Consider the following 18,950-nt stretch of genomic DNA (forward strand, 5'->3'; position numbering starts at 1 on the left):
ATGAAGAGTGACTATCGTTTTTTATGGAATAACTGTTTGAACGTCATTCGGGACAATATCCCCGAACCGGCGTTCAATACATGGTTTCTCCCCATTGTGCCATTGAAGTATGAGAACCATGTACTCACAGTACAGGTCCCGAGTCAGTTTTTTTATGAATATCTGGAAGATAAGTACCTCGACCTTATACAGCAGACACTATATCGTGAAATAGGGGAGGGCACCATTCTCAACTACCGGATTCTTGTAGAAACAGAGAGTAACACTGCCGTGGAACTCCGGGGAGAGAGCAAGCCATTCATAGGTAAAGAAAAGAGTGTTGCCAAAAAAATCACCGCCAAGGTGCCCAGTCCGTTCGACCGTGTGGAAACCTCGGAATTTGATTCACAGATCAATACAAAGTATACTTTTCAAAATTTCTTTGAGGGTGAGAGTAACCGTCTGGCGCGTACTGCAGCTGAGGCCGTTGCGAACAACCCGGCAAAAACAGCATTCAATCCTCTTTTTGTGTATGGTCATTCGGGTGTGGGAAAGACGCATCTTTGTCATGCCATCGGCTCAAAGGTTGAGTCGTTATACCCTGATAAAAAGGTATTGTATTTATCTGCCCATCTCTTTAAGGTACAGTTTACCGATGCCCGCAGGTTCAATACCATTAACGATTTTATAAATTTCTATCAGAGCATAGACGTGCTCATTATTGACGATATTCATGAACTGTCGGGGTTGGAAAAAACGCAGAACACCTTTTTTCATATTTTCAACCACCTGCATCAGAACAACAAGCAGTTGGTGATGACCTCTGATTGTGCACCCATGGATATGCAGGGAATGGAAGAGAGGCTGCTTACCCGTTTTCGCTGGGGCCTTACGACCAGACTCGAGCGTCCCGATAAGGAACTTCGCAAAAGGATACTACAGAACAAAGTTCTTTCCGACGGCCTTTCCATTCCTGCGAATGTGATTGATTTCATTGCCGAGAATGTGACGGAGAACGTGCGTGACCTGGAGGGTATTGTGGTCTCTCTGATGGCTCATTCCATCATTAATAATCGCGAAATAGACATGAATCTTGCCCGTCGGGTGGTGGAGCAGAGCATTAAATATGAGCGCAAACGTATAACAGTACAGAAAATACAGGATACGGTCTCTGATTTTTTCAATATCAAAAAGGAACTGATTCAATCTTCCTCACGCAAGCGGGAAATCGTACAAGCCCGCCAGGTGACCATGTATTTTATTAAGAAGCACACGGAACTGTCTCTTTCCCAGATAGGTGTGCAGGTGGGAAATCGCAACCATGCTACGGTACTCCATGCGTGTAACACTGTAAAGAATTTTTATGAGGTCGATAAGGGATTTCGTTCCGACATTGAAGAAATCGAAAAAATTCTGAATTCCTGATTGCCGTAGCAGACGATCTCACCGGTTGTTTTTTTATTTTTATCCCTTTTCTGCATAGGGTATTTCAATGAATTCATTATATTTGCCCTTTTGCCGGAATCATTAAGAAGTGGTTCTGCCTTATCATATAAGAAATGAATTATTCACAGCACTACCTTTTTGCTGCATTTTTTTTATTTGTTACCGGCACCCTCAGCGCCCAGGTGCCCAGCGGCTATTATGCGGGGGCAGAAGGTAAAAGAGGATCCGAGTTGAAAACCGCACTGTTTCAGATTATAAAAGATCCGCAGGTGGTTCCCTATGCAGATCTGTGGGAGGTTTTCCTGTTGACCGACAGTCAGAAAAACAACAAAGTGTGGGACATGTATTCAGACAATCCTGAAAAGGGGGCCGAATACCTTTACGATTTCAGAAATGACCGTTGTGGTTCTTACCGGAGGGAAGGTGACTGTTACAACCGGGAACATATATTACCGAAGAGTTGGATAAAAGGGTCAGAATTACTGGAGTCAGACCTGTTTCACCTTTATCCTGCCGATGGATACGTAAATAACCGTCGCGGTAACCTGCCTCTCGGGGAAGTTGGTATTACATACTGGGAGTCATCCAACGGATCCAGGATTGGACAAAATGTATTCGGAAATTATACAAAGACTGTTTTTGAACCTATCGACGCCTATAAGGGAGATTTTGCCCGTACTTATTTTTATATGGTTACCGCATATGAAGAACAGTTACCACTGTGGAATTCCGATCAGGTAGGAGGCAACCGCTATCCCGGTTTCAGCGACTGGTCGCTTCGTCTGATGCTCAAGTGGCACAGGGAAGATCCCGTCAGCATTAAGGAGGTACGCCGGAATGAAGAGGTCTACCGTATACAAAAAAATCGTAATCCTTATATCGATTATCCGGAACTGGCTGAATATGTATGGGGTGATTTCAGAACCACAAGCTTTGAATCCTCGGCTCTTTCCGACAGTTTTTTGAAGATCGAATGCAGTCCCTTTGAACGCTGGCTGCAGGATGTGAAACTATTCTTCAAACGGAACAACCCATGAGCCGCAGGTGGTTGATTCTGTTGCTTTTATTACGGTTTGTTTCGTGTGATGTTTTCGCGGCGCAGGTACCCTCGGATAACAACTTCGGAGGTGATGCCATATTGAAAATTGCGGTACTCACCGATGTACATTATCTTTCTCCTGAACTGGCTGAGAAAGGAAAGGCGCTGTCCGTCTTTGAGGAATCAACCGGAAGAATAACGTGTGAACTGCATGAGGTACTGCATGAGGTACTGTCCGACCTCGGCAAAGAGGTACCCCAGATACTTCTTGTTACGGGAGATTTAACCAACCACGGCGAACGGCAGAGTCATCTCGGTTTTATTGAACTGCTCACTCCGTTGCAGAAAGCCGGAACCAGGATTTTTGTGATTCCAGGTAATCACGATGTCAATATTCCCGATGCCGTAGCCTATAAAGGAGACGTGCGAAAGAATGAAGAAGGAATCTCCCCTGATGAATTTGCCCGGTTATACGGTGCTTTCGGTTACGATGAAGCAACGCGCAGAGACAGTACATCACTCAGTTATCTGGCGGAGATTGACGAGAAAACCTGGCTGCTGGCAATAGACAGCAACCAGCATCAGGAATATCGGACCTCCTCACTTTCGGCTGGACGAATCCGTCCCGAAACACTGGAGTGGGCTCTTCACATCCTTCGTGATGCCAAGGAAAGAGGCGTGACGGTGCTGGGGATGATGCACCATGGACTAGTGGAACATATGCCATACCAGGAAGCGTTTTTTTCCGATTATCTTGTAGATAACTGGAAAATTCAGGCTGAAAGACTTGCCGACGCAGGACTCCGCATAGTCTTTACCGGTCATTTTCATGCCAACGATATCACACTTTTTACTTCCCCCGCGGGTAACAAAATCTACGACGTGGAGACTGCCAGTCTGGCACAGTATCCTTTTGGCTACCGCATCATGCAATTGCAGGGAAAAGAACTCTCCGTGGATACCCGGTTTATCACATCTATTCCCGGAAACCCTACGTTGGAAAGTGAATCAGCCAGGCGTCTCGCAGTGCTCACGCGCAGGGTGGCAAAGCACAGACTGGACACAGGCGCATTACCGATTCCGGAAGGAGTGAGGGAAAACCTGGTTGAAATGATCGTACAGCTGAATCTGATGCATGTGAGAGGCGATGAGATGTTGAATCCCGGACTGCAGGAATTAATTGCAAGCTTTGCTGACATGATGGGAACAGAGGCCGAAACGGATTCTTTTGTTTTTGATTTTCCGCCGGCAGACAATAAGGTAGTTTTGACAATCGGGGAGGATTGAGGAATGAAGCAAAATCATCCATTGCAGAGTTTTATGAGAGTCGGATGTGTGGAAGCCGGATGCGACGAGGCCGGACGAGGTTGTCTTGCAGGTCCCGTATTTGCGGCCGCTGTGGTGTTACCCCCCGACTTTTCCTGCGACGAACTGAACGATTCCAAACAGTTGACCGAAAAAAGACGGGATGAATTGCGTTTGGTCATCGAAAAAAATGCGGTAAGCTATGCTGTGGCATCCTGCTCTCCCGAAGAGATTGACGAAATGAACATTCTCTGGGCATCGGTCGAGGCGATGCACCGGGCACTACGAAAGCTGTCACTGCCGCCTGCCCATATTCTGGTTGACGGAAACCGCTTTCGTCCTTTCGGATCTATCCCGTATACCTGCGTGGTGAAGGGGGACGCCCAGTTCCAGTCCATCGCTGCCGCATCTGTCCTGGCCAAGACTTGCCGTGATGAATATATGCGGGAGTTGCATCAGCAGTATCCCTGCTACGATTGGGCCTGTAATAAAGGTTATCCTACGGCGAAACACCGTCAGGCAATTCGGGAACAGGGCATCACACCCTTACACCGGAAAAGCTTCCAGCTGTTTGAACGTCAACTGATGCTTGATTTCTGAAAAATTATCTACTTTTTCAGGGAGAGCGCAATGCGTTTCCTTTCCGTATCGATCGACAATACAGTCACTTCCACATGTTGATGAAGTGACACCACCTCCGTTGGGTCGGTGACAAACCGGTCGGCCAGTTCCGAAATATGCACCAGCCCATTTTCCTTGATACCGATGTCTACAAAACAGCCGAAGTTAGTGATGTTTGTGACAATGCCCGGAACCTTCATCCCCTCTTTCAAATCATGGAGAGTGCGGATATTGGGGTCAAACTCCAGCACCTGTACCGAGGAGCGGGGGTCGCGTCCCGGTTTCTCCAGCTCCTTCAAAATGTCGGTCAAAGTTTCAATACCCGCTTCTTCGGTCATGTAATTGTTTATGTCGATGGTTGCGATCAACGGTTTATTCCGGATTAGCTCTTTCACAGAACAATGCAGGTTACGGGCCATTTTTTCCACGATGGGGTAACTCTCTGGATGCACCGCCGAGTTGTCAAGCGGGTTTTCCGCATCCGTAATTCGCAGGAATCCGGCGCATTGCTCAAATGCTTTTGCTCCCAGCCGGGGTACATTTTTTAGTTCCTTCCGTGAACGAAAAGGGCCGTTCTCAGCACGCCAGGTCACAATATTTTGTGCCAGCGACTCCCCCAGACCCGATACATATGTGAGGAGATGCCGGCTTGCCGTGTTGAGGTTCACACCCACCAGATTCACACAACTTTCCACTGTTTGGTCCAGAGAATGTTTCAACTTTGTCTGATCCACATCGTGCTGATACTGACCTACGCCGATCGATTTCGGGTCAATCTTCACCAGCTCTGCCAGCGGATCGCTCAGCCGTCGGCCAATGGAGACGGCGCCCCGCACGGTCACATCATATTCCGGAAACTCTTCCCGTGCTGTTTTGGAGGCGGAGTAGACCGATGCTCCGCTCTCACTCACCACGAAGACCTTTACTTCCTTCTCATAGCGCAAGTTGGAGATAAACCGTTCTGTCTCGCGGCTTGCGGTACCATTCCCGATGGCAATGGCATCGATCCTGTAGGTGGAAACCAGCTTGACTACCTTGCTCGCCGCTTTGGTGAATTCGTTTTGGGGCGGATGGGGGTAGATGGTCTCGTTATGCAACAGATCGCCTTGCTCATTCAGGCAGACCAGCTTGCAACCGGTGCGGAAGCCGGGGTCGATGGCCAGGATGCGTTGCTGCCCCAGAGGGGGTGACAGCAACAGCTGGCGCAGATTTTCTGCAAATACAGCTATTGCCGCCACGTCGGCCTTCTCCTTGGAGAGATTGGCAAACTCAGTCTCAATGGAAGGTTTAAGCAGACGCTTGTATGCATCTGTAACCGCCTCCTCCACCTGACCGGCTGCAGGTACATCTTTTTTTACATATCGGGGTATAAGCCTTTCAAGGCATTTTTCGTCATCAGGCGAAATGGCGACACGCAGAAATCCTTCTGCTTCACCACGACGAATAGCCAGGATGCGGTGTGAGGGGCATCGCGCCAGCGGTGTGGAGAAATCGAAATAATCGGCATATTTTTCACCTTCCTGCTCCTTCCCCTTCACCACCTTCGACGTGATGAGGGCATCGCCTGAAAAAATATTCCGGATTAGCTGACGGGCATTTGCATCTTCGTTCACCTGCTCGGCGATGATGTCTCGCGCTCCTTTTAACGCTGTCGCTGCATCAGGTACTTGCTCATTTATATATTGCCCTGCTTTTGCCTCCACGGAGCCATGCTGTTGTGTCATCAACCATTTGGCAAGTGGTTCAAGTCCGTTTTTGCGGGCAATTTCGGCACGGGTCTGTCGTTTGGGTTTGAAGGGGAGATAGAGATCTTCCAGTACCGCGCTGTCCCAGCAGTTATTGATCTTTTCGCTGAGTTCCGTTGTGAGTTTTTCCTGTTCTGAAATGGTTTTAAGGATAAATTCTTTTCGCTTTTCCAGTTCACGGTATTGCTCGTATTGTGCTTTGATGTGGCCTACTTGTACCTCGTCGAGCCCACCTGTGGCCTCCTTGCGGTAGCGGCTGATAAAAGGGATGGTGGCACCTCCTTCGAGCAGCTCCACGGTGTTTTCCACACTTTTGAGGGGGAGGCCGAGTGACCTGGATATCAATGAATGAATAAGAGACATCTGTGGTATTTTAAATTGTTGTAAAAGTTGGGTTGTCGGCTTTCCGACCACCCTGTTCCGGCTGTTTCTGCCATATGCAACTGCATACTAACGACAAAAGTACAAGAAATTTCTCTATCTTTACCTCCTTAAACAGTAACAGTATGGCAAAACTGAAATCGGTCTACTTTTGCAGCCATTGCGGGCATGAATCACCCAAATGGATGGGCAGGTGTCCTTCCTGCGGAGAATGGTCTACCTTCGTGGAGGAACTGGTGCGCAAGGATACTGCCTCCAAACAGGAAGATACCCGTACTTTCCGGGAGGGCAAGAGCGTGCCCGTGATGTTGCGGGAGATCAAGGCCGATGATGAGCCACGCATCGATATGCAGGATGGGGAACTGAACCGTGTACTGGGCGGTGGTCTGGTGCCGGCATCGGTCGTCCTGATCGGTGGTGAGCCGGGTATTGGCAAGTCGACGTTGGTATTACAGACCATCCTGAAACTAAAGAGTATCCGTACGCTCTATGTCTCCGGTGAAGAGAGTGCAAGGCAGCTGAAGCTAAGGGCAGAGCGTATCGGCATTGAAAACGATAATTGTCTGATTGTATGCGAGACAAACCTCGATGAGATTTTCAAGCACGTGAAACAGGTGTCGCCGCAGCTGCTGATCATCGATTCCATACAAACGGTTTACAGCGACGCGCTGGAGTCATCACCCGGAAGCATCTCGCAGGTGCGTGAGTGTGCAGCCATGCTGCTAAAGTTTGCCAAGCAGTCGGGTACGCCGGTGCTGTTAATTGGCCATATCACCAAGGAGGGTAGTATTGCCGGTCCGAAGATTCTGGAACATATCGTAGACACGGTATTGCAGTTCGAGGGCGACCAGCACTACATGTATCGCATTCTTCGCGGTATCAAAAACCGGTTTGGCAGTACTGCCGAGCTGGGTATCTACGAGATGAACCAGACGGGATTGCGGGAAGTGAATAATCCTTCCGAATTGTTGCTTACGCAGAATCACGACGGGCTTAGCGGCGTCTCCATTGCCGCTGCCATTGAGGGAGTACGCCCTTTTGTGATTGAAACCCAGTCGCTGGTAAGCACAGCCGCCTATGGTACGCCGCAACGTTCTGCCACCGGGTTCGATATACGTAGAATGAACATGTTGCTTGCCGTACTGGAGAAAAGGGCCGGCTTCAAGCTGGCACAGAAAGATGTCTTCCTTAATATTGCCGGCGGGCTGCGGGTAAACGACCCCGGCATGGACCTGTCGGTCATCAGTGCGGTGCTTTCTTCGAGTCTCGATATGGCTGTCGACAGGGAGACCTGTCTCTGTGGTGAGGTGGGATTGTCGGGGGAAATACGTCCGGTGAACCGCATTGAACAGCGTATTCAGGAGGCAGAGAAGCTGGGATTCAACCGGATGCTCATTCCTGCCAATAATCTGAAAAGCATCCAAAAGAAAACGTCGATTGAATTGCAACAGGTAAAGCGAGTGAGCGATGCGTTCAGACTCCTGTTTTCCTGATTCCCTGTGTTTCTTGATCTCCCTGTGTTTCCTGATTCCCTGTGTTTCCTGATTCCCTGTGTTTCCTGATTCCCTGTGTGCTTTTTTTACTCTTCACGGAGATGGTTTCACGGTAAGACATATCTTCTACCTCTAATTTCTGCCGTGGCTAAAATTAGTGGCCAAACTTTTTATTTCTCAAAAAAATATGCTACATTTGCAACCGCTTTACGCAAGCAGGGTACCTTGGCCGAGTGGTTAGGCGCCGGTCTGCAAAACCGTTTACGGCGGTTCGAATCCGCCAGGTACCTCTGAATGAAAAAATCCCAGCACTGTTTCGTTTAATGGTGGTGGGTATTTTATTGTTATGTAATGGCTTATGAATGCCCGTCGTAGTTTGGAGTACTGGTGTCCGGTTCATCATCAGCATCTTCACTGCCAGTCTTGCGTTCCTTTTTTAATGTGTCAGCAATCTTGCCTAAATTTTCTTTCCATGATTCGGAAACAGTTGCAAAGAAGCTGACGGCACTTTCTTTGACTATATCCCATTTGTTGTCGGCAATGTTTTCATACTCCTCTAATTTGGAGGATAAGTTGTCCCGGATACCTTTCAAATTATCAAGACGTTCCCTATATCCCTCTCTGGCATCCTCTGCAATTTCACCTGCCTTGTCTTCCAATCCTGAGATATAATCAGCCAATTCATTCAGGACATCATTCGTTTTTTGTTTGAATTCTTCTTTCTTCATTGTATAGGATGTTTATATTCAACTTCAATGAATAAACATTTTGTATGACGATTGGTTCAACAGGTAATTGGTTTGACAAACAGCAAGGAAACAATGGGGATAATTAAATCCCGAAAATTTGCAGCTAAACGTGGAATAGATATCACAGGAAGTCCGCAAAACGGAGGAAAATATGTATCTTTGAAGCTTAATTCAGAAAGTAAAAATGTTGAATGTAGTAATTTTTGGCGCTCCCGGATCTGGCAAGGGAACCCAGAGTGAGAAGTTGATAGAGAAATACGGTTTAAGTCATGTTTCTACCGGAGATTTATTACGGGCTGAAATGAAAGTTAAATCGCAATTGGGACAGATGGCTGAATCCTACATGTCCAGGGGACAGCTTGTTCCCGACGACGTGGTGGTTGGCATGCTTGAAGGGTTGATTAAAAAAAACAACCATGTGAAGGGGTTCATTTTTGATGGCTTTCCCAGGACACTTGCGCAGGGTAAAGCACTGGATGCCATGTTGGTGAAATATGATGAGAAGGTAAATGTGGTGCTTAGTCTGGAGGTGGAGGATGAAGAGCTTATTGCGCGGCTGCTGAAGCGGGGAGAAATCTCCGGACGGTCAGATGACAACAAGGAAACCATCGAATCCCGTCTTCGGGTATACTATGACCAGACGGCCCCATTGAAGGATTTTTACCGCGAACAGGGGAAACTGGTAAGAATACCCGGTCAGGGCTCTGTGGATGAGATTTTTGCATCGATGGAAGCCGTTGTGGACCGGATAATCGTTTAGTGAATGGCTGAAACAAATTTCGTTGATTACGTAAAGATATTTTGTCGCTCAGGAAAGGGTGGTCGCGGTTCCGCGCACTTCCGCAGGGAAAAATATATACCGAAAGGAGGACCTGACGGCGGTGACGGCGGTGATGGCGGTAACATTGTCCTGCGAGGTAACCGAAACTACTGGACATTGCTTCATCTGCGCTATCAGCGACATATTTTCGCCGGCCATGGTGAGGGTGGTTCCAAGGCACAGCGTTCCGGCAAAAAAGGAGAAAGCAAGATCATCGAAGTGCCCTGCGGTACTGTTGCGTATGACGCACATACGGGGGAGTATCTGTGCGACATCACTGACGACGGACAGGAAGTGGTTCTTCTGAAGGGGGGACGCGGTGGCCTGGGAAATCAGCACTTCAAGACAGCCACCAACCAGGCGCCACGTTATGCACAGCCCGGGGAGCCACATGAAGAACGTTGGGTGATTCTGGAGTTGAAACTTCTGGCAGATGTGGGCTTGGTGGGCTTTCCTAATGCAGGAAAGTCGACTCTCCTTTCGGTTGTATCCGCTGCAAAACCCAAAATCGCAAATTATCCATTCACCACACTCGAACCCAACCTGGGCATTGTTGGCTACCGCGATGGGAAATCGTTTGTAATGGCCGATATCCCCGGTATTATTGAAGGGGCGAGCGAAGGAAAAGGCTTAGGCTTACGTTTTTTGCGGCATATTGAACGGAATTCGTTGTTACTTTTTGTGGTACCTTCCGACAGCGACGACATAAGAAATGAGTATGGTATTTTGCTGCGTGAACTAAAATTATATAATCCGGAATTGCTGGATAAAAGGCATCTTCTTGCCATTTCGAAATCAGACATGCTCGATGATGAACTCATGGATGAGATTAGAAAGGATCTGCCTGCCATTCCGTATGTCTTTATTTCGTCGGTCACCGGATACGGTATACCCCTGTTAAAGGATTTATTGTGGCGTGAACTAAATTCTGAAGATTCCATTCCCGTAGCAGCTTCCCGGCATACATTGGTTCACAGAAACCTCGATCTTTCTTCATTAGAGTTTGATCCGGAAGAGGAGTTCTTTGGTGACGAAGATGCCGAATCCGACGCGGAGGATAATGATGATTTTTCTGAAGAAGAAGATATCTAAGATCCGTTATGAAACAGCATCCACAATATCGTAATCTATTGCAGTTTGGTCTGTTGAGTCAGGAGAAAGAGATTGAGCATTTTTCCACCACCCGCTCCGGGGGAGTGAGCAACGGTACCTATGCTTCATTCAACATGGGTAATTTTTCCGACGATAATCCGGTAAACATCTATGAAAACCGTCGGATTCTTGCACGCATGTTGTACATGGAGATGGAGCAGTTTATTATTCCCCATCAGACACATGGCACGCGGGTATTGGTTATCGATGACTCTTTCCTCGCATTGGACCAGGCAGCTGCCATTGAAACAATGTATGGTGTGGATGCAACCATCACTTCTAAAAAAGGTTTTTTCCTTTGTGCTACAACTGCCGACTGTATCCCGATTATTCTTTTCGATAAAAAGAGAGAAATCATCGCGGCCATTCATGCTGGATGGAAAGGTACCCAGGGCCGGATCGTGGAAAGAACAGTTGCAGAAATGAGCCATCGGTATAACTCTTCGCCTGCGGATATCGTTGCCGGAATAGGACCGGGTATCAGCCAGTTACATTACGAAGTAGGCAGTGAAGTAGTCGAAGCTTTCGTCCGGGAGGGTTTTGATTTTTCTGATAGGGCGGTGGCATTCCGAAAGAACCCATCCTCGAAGTGGCATCTCGATCTGAAGGAAATAAACCGTAGGGAGTTGCTTCGGTTGGGAGTAATTGGGGAAAATATTGAAAAGAGTGACCTTTGTACCTTTGAGAGAGAAGAACTTTTTTTCTCTGCACGACGTCAAACGGAGCATTCCGGCAGAATGCTTACCGGCATCATGATGAAAATAAAATAAAAAAGGATGTAACCATGCGATTACATCCTTTTCCTTTTAAAGTGACTTACAACATCCTGCCGGATGATTGCTTTCAATTAATAACGTGCACTTACAACGTCCCAATCGATGATCTTCCATAATTCTTTCAGGTGGTCGGCACGGCGATTCTGGTAGTCGAGGTAATAGGAATGTTCCCATACGTCGAAGCCCAGGATCGGGGTCAATCCTTTGGTAATCGGATTGCCGGCGTTACTCTCTTTTTCGATGGAGAGTTTACCGCTCCCGTCTTTTGCAAGCCATACCCATCCTGAACCAAACACAGAAGTCCCGGCAGCATTAAACTCTTCTTTAAACTTTTCGAACGAACCATACTGAGCGTTGATGGCACCTGCCAAAGCTCCTTTGGGTTCACCGCCCCCCCCCTTTTTGAAAGAGGTAAAGTAAAGGTTATGATTGTAAATCTGGCCCGCATTATTGAAGATGGCGCCATCACTTTCTTTTACAACTGTCTCAAGATCCGCGTCGGCAAATTTAGTGTCTACAACCAGCTTATTCAAATTGTCCACGTAAGCCTGGTGATGTTTTCCGTAATGGAGTTCAACCGTTTGTTTACTGATAACCGGCTCCAAAGCGTCGGTTGCATAAGGTAAAGCTACTTTCTCAAATTTCATATTTACACTGTTTTTAGTATTGTTATTTTTATTATCTTTCGCATTCGAATAACCGCAGCTGATTACTGAGAATGCCAATATTCCGATCAAAAGGGCTGAATGAATCTTTTTCATTTTCCAATTTTTTTGTTGTTTATTAATAACGAAAAGGATCCCTTATTTGTTCGATTTTTTTTAGTGGTATAAATTTAAAAAGGTCATAAAATATCTCCTTAAAGAAATGTCAACAGCCTGACTGCTGAAGGTCAGGCTGTTGATTGAACGTGCGGTGTATTATTGCTTTACTCTATCATTGTTTTATAAAATTTATTCGGGGTTTTTCTCCTCCGTATCAAGGAAGACATTGTCTACGGGATGTTCCGGCTTGGAAGGTATTTTCTTGTCTTCCTCACTCTCTTTTTTGTGATCCAGAATTTCCTGTGAGCGCGATACCCACATACGTTTACCGAAGATATGTTCCAGGTCGTCGGCATAAATGATCTCCTTTTCCAGAAGAATCCCGGCCAACTGGTTGTGACCCTCTGCTTTCTCCGTGAGAATCTTTTTTGCCCTTTCATATTGTTGGGCAATCATCACCTTCACTTCGGTATCGATGAGTTCAGCCGTATCTTCACTGTAAGGTTTAGAGAAGCTGTATTCTTGCCCCGATGAATCGTAGTAACTCAGATTTGGCAGCTTTTCACTCATGCCCATGTAGGTTATCATGGCGTAAGCCTGCTTGGTAACCCGTTCCAGGTCGTTCATCGCCCCGGATGAAATCTGTCCGATAAACACCTCCTCTGCAGCGCGGCCTCCCAGTAAGGCACACATCTCATCGAGCATTTGCTCCTTCGTGGTGATCTGCCGCTCTTCGGGCAGGTACCAGGCTGCACCCAATGCCTTTCCGCGTGGTACGATCGTTACTTTCACCAGGGGGTTGGCATGTTCCAGGAACCAGCTCAGCGTGGCATGTCCTGCCTCGTGAATGGCGATCGACTTCTTCTCGTTTTGGGTAATGATTTTATTCTTTTTTTCCAGTCCGCCCACAATGCGGTCTACAGCATTCATGAAATCATCTTTCTGCACAAACTTTTTTTTCTTGCGAGCAGCTATCAATGCCGCTTCATTGCATACATTCGCGATGTCGGCACCTGAGAATCCAGGTGTCTGGCGGGCAAGAAAGTCTACATTGATTGATTCATCTATTTTGATGGGTCTCAGATGTACTTTAAATATTTCCTTACGGTCGTTCAAGTCAGGCAGTTCCACATAAATCTGCCGGTCGAAACGCCCTGCGCGCATCAGTGCCTTATCCAGCACATCGGCCCGGTTTGTCGCGGCCAGAATGATCACGCCACTGTTTGAGCCAAAGCCGTCCATTTCTGTAAGCAGCTGGTTCAGTGTGTTCTCCCGCTCGTCGTTTGAACCGAAGTTTGTATTTTTACCACGTGCACGGCCTACCGCATCAATTTCATCGATAAAGACAATACAGGGCGCTTTTTCTTTCGCCTGACGGAAGAGGTCCCGCACGCGTGAAGCGCCTACTCCGACAAACATTTCCACGAAGTCTGATCCTGAGATGGAGAAAAAGGGAACATTTGCTTCTCCCGCCACTGCTTTTGCAAGCAATGTCTTTCCTGTCCCGGGAGGTCCTACCAGTAGTGCTCCTTTTGGGATTTTTCCACCCAGATTGGTATAGTTGTTGGGGTTCTTCAAAAACTCCACGATCTCCTGTACTTCTTCTTTAGCTTCGGAGAGGCCGGCTACATCCCTGAATGTCACCTTCTGGCTGGAGTCTTTGTCAAAGAGTTGTGCCTTCGACTTTCCCACGCTGAAGACACCTCCACTTCCGCCTGCGGCACCGCCTTGCATCCTACGCATCATCCATATCCAGAATACAATAAGCAGGATGAATGGCGCAAAAGTAAGCAGGATACCCCACATCTCGGACGTGGTATTAAAACTCACCCCGATGTCATAGTTTTTTTCTGTCTTTACCTTGTCGATGAATTCGGAAATCGCATCGGCGGAGGATCCTTCCACTTGAATTACAGGCATTTTCCCCACACGGCCGGCATCGTCACCGAAAATATAAGGAACAGACTCTTCCCTTACAACCGCCTCTGCCGTTCCCTTATTGCTGTATATTACGATACTTTGTACCCTGTTGTCATATACATATTGTTGAAAGTCAGACCATTTTATCTCCTTTACGGTGCTGTCCTGACCAAAAAACCACATGCCCATCAATATAGCAAGAGCTACGGCATAAATCCAATAGGGATTAAATGGCCGTTTGGGGTTGTTTCCTCCCATGATTGGACGTAAGGTGGGTTGTTTGTCCTGTTTGCTGTCCTTTTTTGTATTACTCATTTGTTGTTGTCTCTGTTGCAAGGTTTTGTAGAAGCGATCTCTTTTATTTTGAGAACCATTGTGAAATATTAGTAACAATTCTTCAGAGAATTAGTTTTTATAATGAAGGAATCTGTTCAGACAGGGCATCCTCCCAAAGTGTATCAATATTGTAGAAAGCGCGGAGCTCGGGGAGAAAGATATGCACAATCACGTTCCCGTAGTCCATTCCGATCCATTCGGCCTGTTGTTGCCCGTGTACCCGTATAGGGTTTTCCCTCGTATTTTTCTTCACAATTTCTTCAATGGATCCGGCCAGTGCAGATACCTGTGTAGGACTGTTTCCTTCACATATCACAAAATAATCGCAGATGGTGCCCGATATTCCTTTCAGTTCAATTGCGCTGATATTTTTTCCTTTTTTTTCCTGAATTCCTTCAATGATACTTTGCAACAGTTCGTTTTTTTCTATCATTCTTTGTTTTAAGAGAGTTAATAATACAAAGATAGGTCCTTTTTTTAAAATTGATGATAAAAAGAGTCAACCTCTCTTCTTTTATGTAGCATAGAACAAAAACAGTGCCAAAAAAGTGGGAAGTCTGAATAAATTATAGTCATGCAAAGAAAAGGCTTGCGATGAGAGTGAATGCCAGTCCGCAAGCAGAGATGATTGATTCCATCACCGTCCAGCTCTGAAGTGTTTGTCTCTCATTCATCCCCAGATATTTTCCTACCAACCAAAAGCCGCTGTCATTTACATGGGAGAGCATGGTCGCTCCTGATGCAATAGCAATAACAATCAGCGCCCGTTGCGGATCACTTAGTTCAAAAGTATTGATGATGGGTGCTACCAGGCTGGCTGCAGTAATCATGGCTACCGTGGCCGACCCTTGCGTGATTCTCACCGCAGCAGCGATAATCCAGGCAAGTATTATCGGAGGTAAAGAGGAATACATCATTGATTCGGCTATTACCTGTCCTGCGCCGCTGTCGATCAGCACCTGTTTCAGTACACCGCCAGCTCCGGTGATCAGTATAATGATTCCGGCCGGACCCAATGCTTTTGTACTTAACTCCAGCACCTTCTGTTTGCCCATACCTCTTTTTATACAAAGGAAGTAGGTGGCGGTTAAAGTGGCAATAATCAGCGCTGTGAATGGATGGCCGATAAACTCAATAATATCTGTCCATACGCCCGGAGTGATCATTTCTTTTGAAACGGCCATGGTTGTAAAGGTATTAAGGAGGATCAGGATGAGCGGAATTACAATGACGACCACAACAAGCCGGAAAGAGGGATGATTGTGCTGACCCGGTTCCCGCTGCTGTATATCGATACCCTCGGGCGGTAGAAGTTTTATTTTTCCAGATATGTATCTCCCGAAGAGGGGTCCTGCAATGATGGCTGTGGGGACTCCCAGGATGAATCCCAATAATATAACCCATCCCAGTTGAACACCGATGATGTCGGCCACCGCTACGGGACCCGGTGTAGGAGGAATGAAGCTGTGCGTTACAGCCAATCCGGCAAGCAAGGGAATGGCATAATACAACAAAGAACGTTTTGTGTCACGTGATAAAGCATACACAATGGGTATCAGGATAATAAAGCCCACGTCGAAGAAAACCGGAATACCCACAATAAAACCTGTAAGGACCATAGCCCATGGAGCACGTTCTTTGCCAAACTTCTTTAGCAGGTAATCAGCCAGAGATTCTGCCCCGCCCGAGCTTTCCAGCATTTGGCCGAAAATGGCTCCCAAACCTACTACTGTTGCCACAAAACCAAGGGTTCCGGCCATTCCTTCCTGAATAGAACGAGATACATCGCGAAGCGGCATACCGGTAAGCACACCCACATAAATGGAGGTAAGCAGCAATGCGATAAATGCACTGACTTTAAGTTTCAGTACCATGAAGAGGAGTATCAGTACTGCCGACAGAACGATAAGAAGGATGGAAAGGGTTGGCATGCGGATTAAAAAATAAACCCACCGGCAAAACAGAGTTTCAGGTGGGTTTTCAGAACGATCATATTTTTGTCTGGTTCATTATAATGTTTTCAGATTCAGGTTTCTCCAGAGCACTTTGATGCCCCCTCCATCGTGAATCTGCAGTGCGATACGTCCCTGGGCATTGCCAATCTTTTCATCGGTGAGATCTACCATCTCCTCTCCATTGAGAAAGGTCTTTATATTGTTTCCTTTTACTACAATGCGGAGCATGTTCCAATCGCCCACTTTCAGTATCTCTTCCTTTTCATCGGGGATTTGTACGAGCCACCCGCGACCGTAAGATTCGTAAATGCCACCGGTGTCGTTGCCTTTGGGGGCTACTTCAACCTGCCAGCCGTTCACAATGGCACCCGGTTCCACGAAGGAACGAATAAATACACCCGAGTTGCCATCTGCCTCCTGTTTAAACTCCACGCTCAGGTCGAAGTCGTCATAATATTCACGGGTAGCCAGATAACCATACTGTTTGTCGGGGCCGCTTTCGCAGACCAGCAATCCATCCTGCACATACCATTTCTCAGTGCCGTAAACCTCCCATCCGTGCAGGTCGGTGCCATTAAATAGCGACACCTCTTTTGTTTTGCGGGGCAGTTCCTTGATTTTTACATTGCGGAACCAGGCTGCCGAGCCATGATCCTGCAGGCAGATCACTCCCTTGCGTGCCAGCCCGTATTCAGGAGCATTTTCCCATTTCCCGCTGTCTTTGCGCGTAAACCAGTCTTCTGTCCATGCCTCAAACTCCACCACCTTTTCACCGTTAAGCCAGTGTTCTACATGACCGTTATCGAAAACAATCTTTGAAGTATTCCATTCACCGGCGGGTTTGATGATGGTTTTGGCAGTGTCGGCAGTATGCATGGCGTAGTCAGCCGCAGTCTTCTGCCACTCTTCCAGTGGCTGGGGGAAGTTCAAATCGTCGATTAGCTGGTATTCCGGTCCCGTGACATACGGAACGGGAAACTTGGAGTTTTCCACCACGTGATACAACACACCGCTGTTACCGCCGTCGGCAATCTTCCAATCCCATACCAGTTCAAAGTTTTCATAGATCTTTTCGGTGACAATGTACCCATGTTCATCGGCTCCTTCACCTTTTGCCTGTATCATGCCGTCTTCGGCAAACCAGGGTGCTGTAAGGCTGTCGCCATTATAGTCACGCCATCCCTGAAGGGTTTTACCGTCGAAGAGGAGTTCCCATCCTGCTGCCTCTTCCTGCGGGGTAAGTTTATTGTGCTTTCCCCCTGTAGTGCAGGATGTTGCGAGTATCGCCATAGCTGTTATACCCATCAAAAAATTAAGTTTCATTTTTTTTCTTTTATAGGTTTAAACTTTAACAGACACAAAGATAGGAAAATTCCCGAAATAAGAAATGCAGAAATTTTACTTTATTCTGTGTATCTTTGTGCCATTCCGGGGCAATATTCAGGCATAGTTTTAAGCCAAAAATAAATACAGAATGTTTATTAACACGGAAACTTCCCGGAAGATTCCGCCAAACAACCGATTAGTTTTGGAACGCATTGATCTGTCCGAAAGCAAGATAATGACTGATGGTCCCTTTGTGGCCTCTGTCGGCTTTTTTGACGGGGTACACATCGGGCACCGTCATCTTATTAAACAGGTAAAAGAAAAGGCCAGAGAGCTCGGTTTACCATCGGCCGTCGTCACTTTTCCTGTCCATCCTCGTAAAGTATTGCAGAAAAACTATCAACCGGCCCTGTTGTGCGGTTACGAGGAGAAGTTGGAGCAGTTAAGTACTACCCAGATAGACTATTGCATCAGTCTCCCTTTTACGCAGGAACTTTCCCGGTTGTCGGCCAGGGAGTTCATGAATGATGTGCTGAAAAAGCAAATAAATGTTCACACGCTTTTCATAGGCTACGACCATCGGTTCGGATATAACCGGGAAGAGGGTTTCCCTGAATACAGAAGACATGGGAATGAACTTGGTATGGAGGTAATTCAAGCCCATGAATACCAGGTAGCGGGAGAGGATGTCAGTTCCACAAAGATACGATCATTACTGAAAAAGGGAGATATTGAACAGGCCAACAGCCTGTTATCTTACCGTTATACACTTTCGGGAAAGATAGTGGAGGGATACCGTGTAGGACGGACCATTGGATTTCCAACGGCAAATATACGTTCCTGGGAACGATATAAAGTGGTGCCCGAGCTCGGTGTATATGCTGTATTAGTGCATATAAGAGAAATTATTTACGAAGGAATGCTTTATATTGGTACCCGACCCACGTTGCACGATGATCCGGAAATCAGCGTGGAGGTGAATATTTTTAATTTCAGTGGCGATCTGTATAATCAGTCGCTCACGGTGGAGTTCGTCGATTTTATCCGGGCCGATCGGAAGTTTGACGCCATGGATGAACTGGTTGCGCAGATACATAAGGATAAGATATTGGTGATCAAGCGTCTGAAAAGTGAAAAATAGGA

Annotated in this window: 17 protein-coding genes and 1 tRNA gene; 10 read left to right on the forward strand and 8 right to left on the reverse strand. The window is 47.0% G+C overall.

The features are described from left to right. The 4 genes from dnaA to AC1HCU_RS00020 all read left to right on the forward strand — a co-directional run bounded on the left by dnaA (position 1) and on the right by AC1HCU_RS00020 (position 4,369). Entirely contained in the window at positions 1–1,404 is a 1,404-nt protein-coding gene (dnaA, locus tag AC1HCU_RS00005; RefSeq protein WP_480367541.1) for a chromosomal replication initiator protein DnaA, read from the forward strand. A gap of 134 nt (positions 1,405–1,538) precedes the next feature. After that, a complete protein-coding gene (locus tag AC1HCU_RS00010) occupies positions 1,539–2,462 on the forward strand; it encodes an HNH endonuclease signature motif containing protein (protein ID WP_480367544.1) in 924 nt (307 codons plus the stop codon). After that, on the forward strand, positions 2,459–3,751 hold the full coding sequence (locus AC1HCU_RS00015; RefSeq protein WP_480367547.1) for a metallophosphoesterase family protein: 1,293 nt from the start codon (positions 2,459–2,461) through the stop codon (positions 3,749–3,751). The genes AC1HCU_RS00010 and AC1HCU_RS00015 overlap by 4 nt, the downstream gene beginning before the upstream one ends. A gap of 3 nt (positions 3,752–3,754) precedes the next feature. Further along, positions 3,755–4,369: a ribonuclease HII gene (locus AC1HCU_RS00020; RefSeq protein WP_480367550.1), complete on the forward strand. Its 615-nt coding sequence runs from the start codon at positions 3,755–3,757 to the stop codon at positions 4,367–4,369. Positions 4,370–4,377: 8 nt separating this feature from the next. On the opposite strand, the gene AC1HCU_RS00025 is transcribed toward AC1HCU_RS00020, so the two are convergent. Beyond that, positions 4,378–6,498: a Tex family protein gene (locus AC1HCU_RS00025; protein WP_480367553.1), complete on the reverse strand. Its 2,121-nt coding sequence runs from the start codon at positions 6,496–6,498 to the stop codon at positions 4,378–4,380. Positions 6,499–6,641: 143 nt separating this feature from the next. Here AC1HCU_RS00025 and radA point away from each other — a divergent pair, with 143 nt between their 5' ends. Then, entirely contained in the window at positions 6,642–8,009 is a 1,368-nt protein-coding gene (gene radA / locus AC1HCU_RS00030; RefSeq protein WP_480367556.1) for a DNA repair protein RadA, read from the forward strand. Here radA and AC1HCU_RS00035 read toward each other — a convergent pair. Continuing rightward, positions 7,990–8,130 carry a hypothetical protein gene (locus AC1HCU_RS00035; protein ID WP_480367558.1) on the reverse strand — a complete coding sequence of 47 codons (141 nt, stop codon included), beginning with the start codon at positions 8,128–8,130 and terminating at the stop codon, positions 7,990–7,992. The two genes, radA and AC1HCU_RS00035, sit on opposite strands and share 20 nt — an antisense overlap. Before the next feature lie 98 nt (positions 8,131–8,228). Here AC1HCU_RS00035 and AC1HCU_RS00040 point away from each other — a divergent pair. Beyond that, positions 8,229–8,299, forward strand: a tRNA-Cys gene (locus AC1HCU_RS00040). A gap of 66 nt (positions 8,300–8,365) precedes the next feature. On the opposite strand, the gene AC1HCU_RS00045 is transcribed toward AC1HCU_RS00040, so the two are convergent. Further along, positions 8,366–8,737, reverse strand: a complete 372-nt coding sequence (locus AC1HCU_RS00045; protein ID WP_480367561.1) for a sll1863 family stress response protein — start codon at positions 8,735–8,737, stop codon at positions 8,366–8,368. 205 nt (positions 8,738–8,942) lie between these two features. Here AC1HCU_RS00045 and AC1HCU_RS00050 point away from each other — a divergent pair, with 205 nt between their 5' ends. The 3 genes from AC1HCU_RS00050 to pgeF are packed head-to-tail and all read left to right on the forward strand — an operon-like array spanning position 8,943 to position 11,500. After that, the gene (locus AC1HCU_RS00050) at positions 8,943–9,518 is read left to right on the forward strand and encodes an adenylate kinase (RefSeq protein WP_480367563.1); all 576 of its coding nucleotides are present in this window, start codon (positions 8,943–8,945) and stop codon (positions 9,516–9,518) included. 3 nt (positions 9,519–9,521) lie between these two features. After that, positions 9,522–10,670: a GTPase ObgE gene (obgE, locus tag AC1HCU_RS00055; RefSeq protein ID WP_480367566.1), complete on the forward strand. Its 1,149-nt coding sequence runs from the start codon at positions 9,522–9,524 to the stop codon at positions 10,668–10,670. Positions 10,671–10,678: 8 nt separating this feature from the next. Then, entirely contained in the window at positions 10,679–11,500 is an 822-nt protein-coding gene (pgeF, locus tag AC1HCU_RS00060; protein ID WP_321721991.1) for a peptidoglycan editing factor PgeF, read from the forward strand. A gap of 77 nt (positions 11,501–11,577) precedes the next feature. Here the strand turns inward: pgeF and AC1HCU_RS00065 are convergent, their stop codons facing one another. From AC1HCU_RS00065 to AC1HCU_RS00085, 5 genes are all read right to left on the reverse strand, one after another. Continuing rightward, entirely contained in the window at positions 11,578–12,153 is a 576-nt protein-coding gene (locus tag AC1HCU_RS00065; RefSeq protein ID WP_480367569.1) for a superoxide dismutase, read from the reverse strand. Positions 12,154–12,459: 306 nt separating this feature from the next. Beyond that, the gene (ftsH, locus tag AC1HCU_RS00070) at positions 12,460–14,505 is read right to left on the reverse strand and encodes an ATP-dependent zinc metalloprotease FtsH (RefSeq protein WP_480367571.1); all 2,046 of its coding nucleotides are present in this window, start codon (positions 14,503–14,505) and stop codon (positions 12,460–12,462) included. 97 nt (positions 14,506–14,602) lie between these two features. Next, positions 14,603–14,959 carry a ribosome silencing factor gene (gene rsfS / locus AC1HCU_RS00075; RefSeq protein WP_480367574.1) on the reverse strand — a complete coding sequence of 119 codons (357 nt, stop codon included), beginning with the start codon at positions 14,957–14,959 and terminating at the stop codon, positions 14,603–14,605. Between the two features lie 139 nt (positions 14,960–15,098). Beyond that, positions 15,099–16,457, reverse strand: coding sequence for a GntT/GntP/DsdX family permease (locus tag AC1HCU_RS00080; protein ID WP_480367577.1), 1,359 nt, complete (start codon positions 16,455–16,457; stop codon positions 15,099–15,101). 78 nt (positions 16,458–16,535) lie between these two features. Continuing rightward, positions 16,536–17,786, reverse strand: a complete 1,251-nt coding sequence (locus tag AC1HCU_RS00085; protein ID WP_480371265.1) for a 3-keto-disaccharide hydrolase — start codon at positions 17,784–17,786, stop codon at positions 16,536–16,538. Positions 17,787–18,042: 256 nt separating this feature from the next. Between AC1HCU_RS00085 and ribF the strand changes: the two genes are divergently transcribed. Beyond that, positions 18,043–18,948, forward strand: a complete 906-nt coding sequence (gene ribF, locus AC1HCU_RS00090) for a riboflavin biosynthesis protein RibF (protein WP_480371268.1) — start codon at positions 18,043–18,045, stop codon at positions 18,946–18,948. Positions 18,949–18,950 lie beyond the last annotated feature (2 nt).

The sequence above is a fragment of the Proteiniphilum sp. LBM24028 genome, assembly GCF_056629195.1.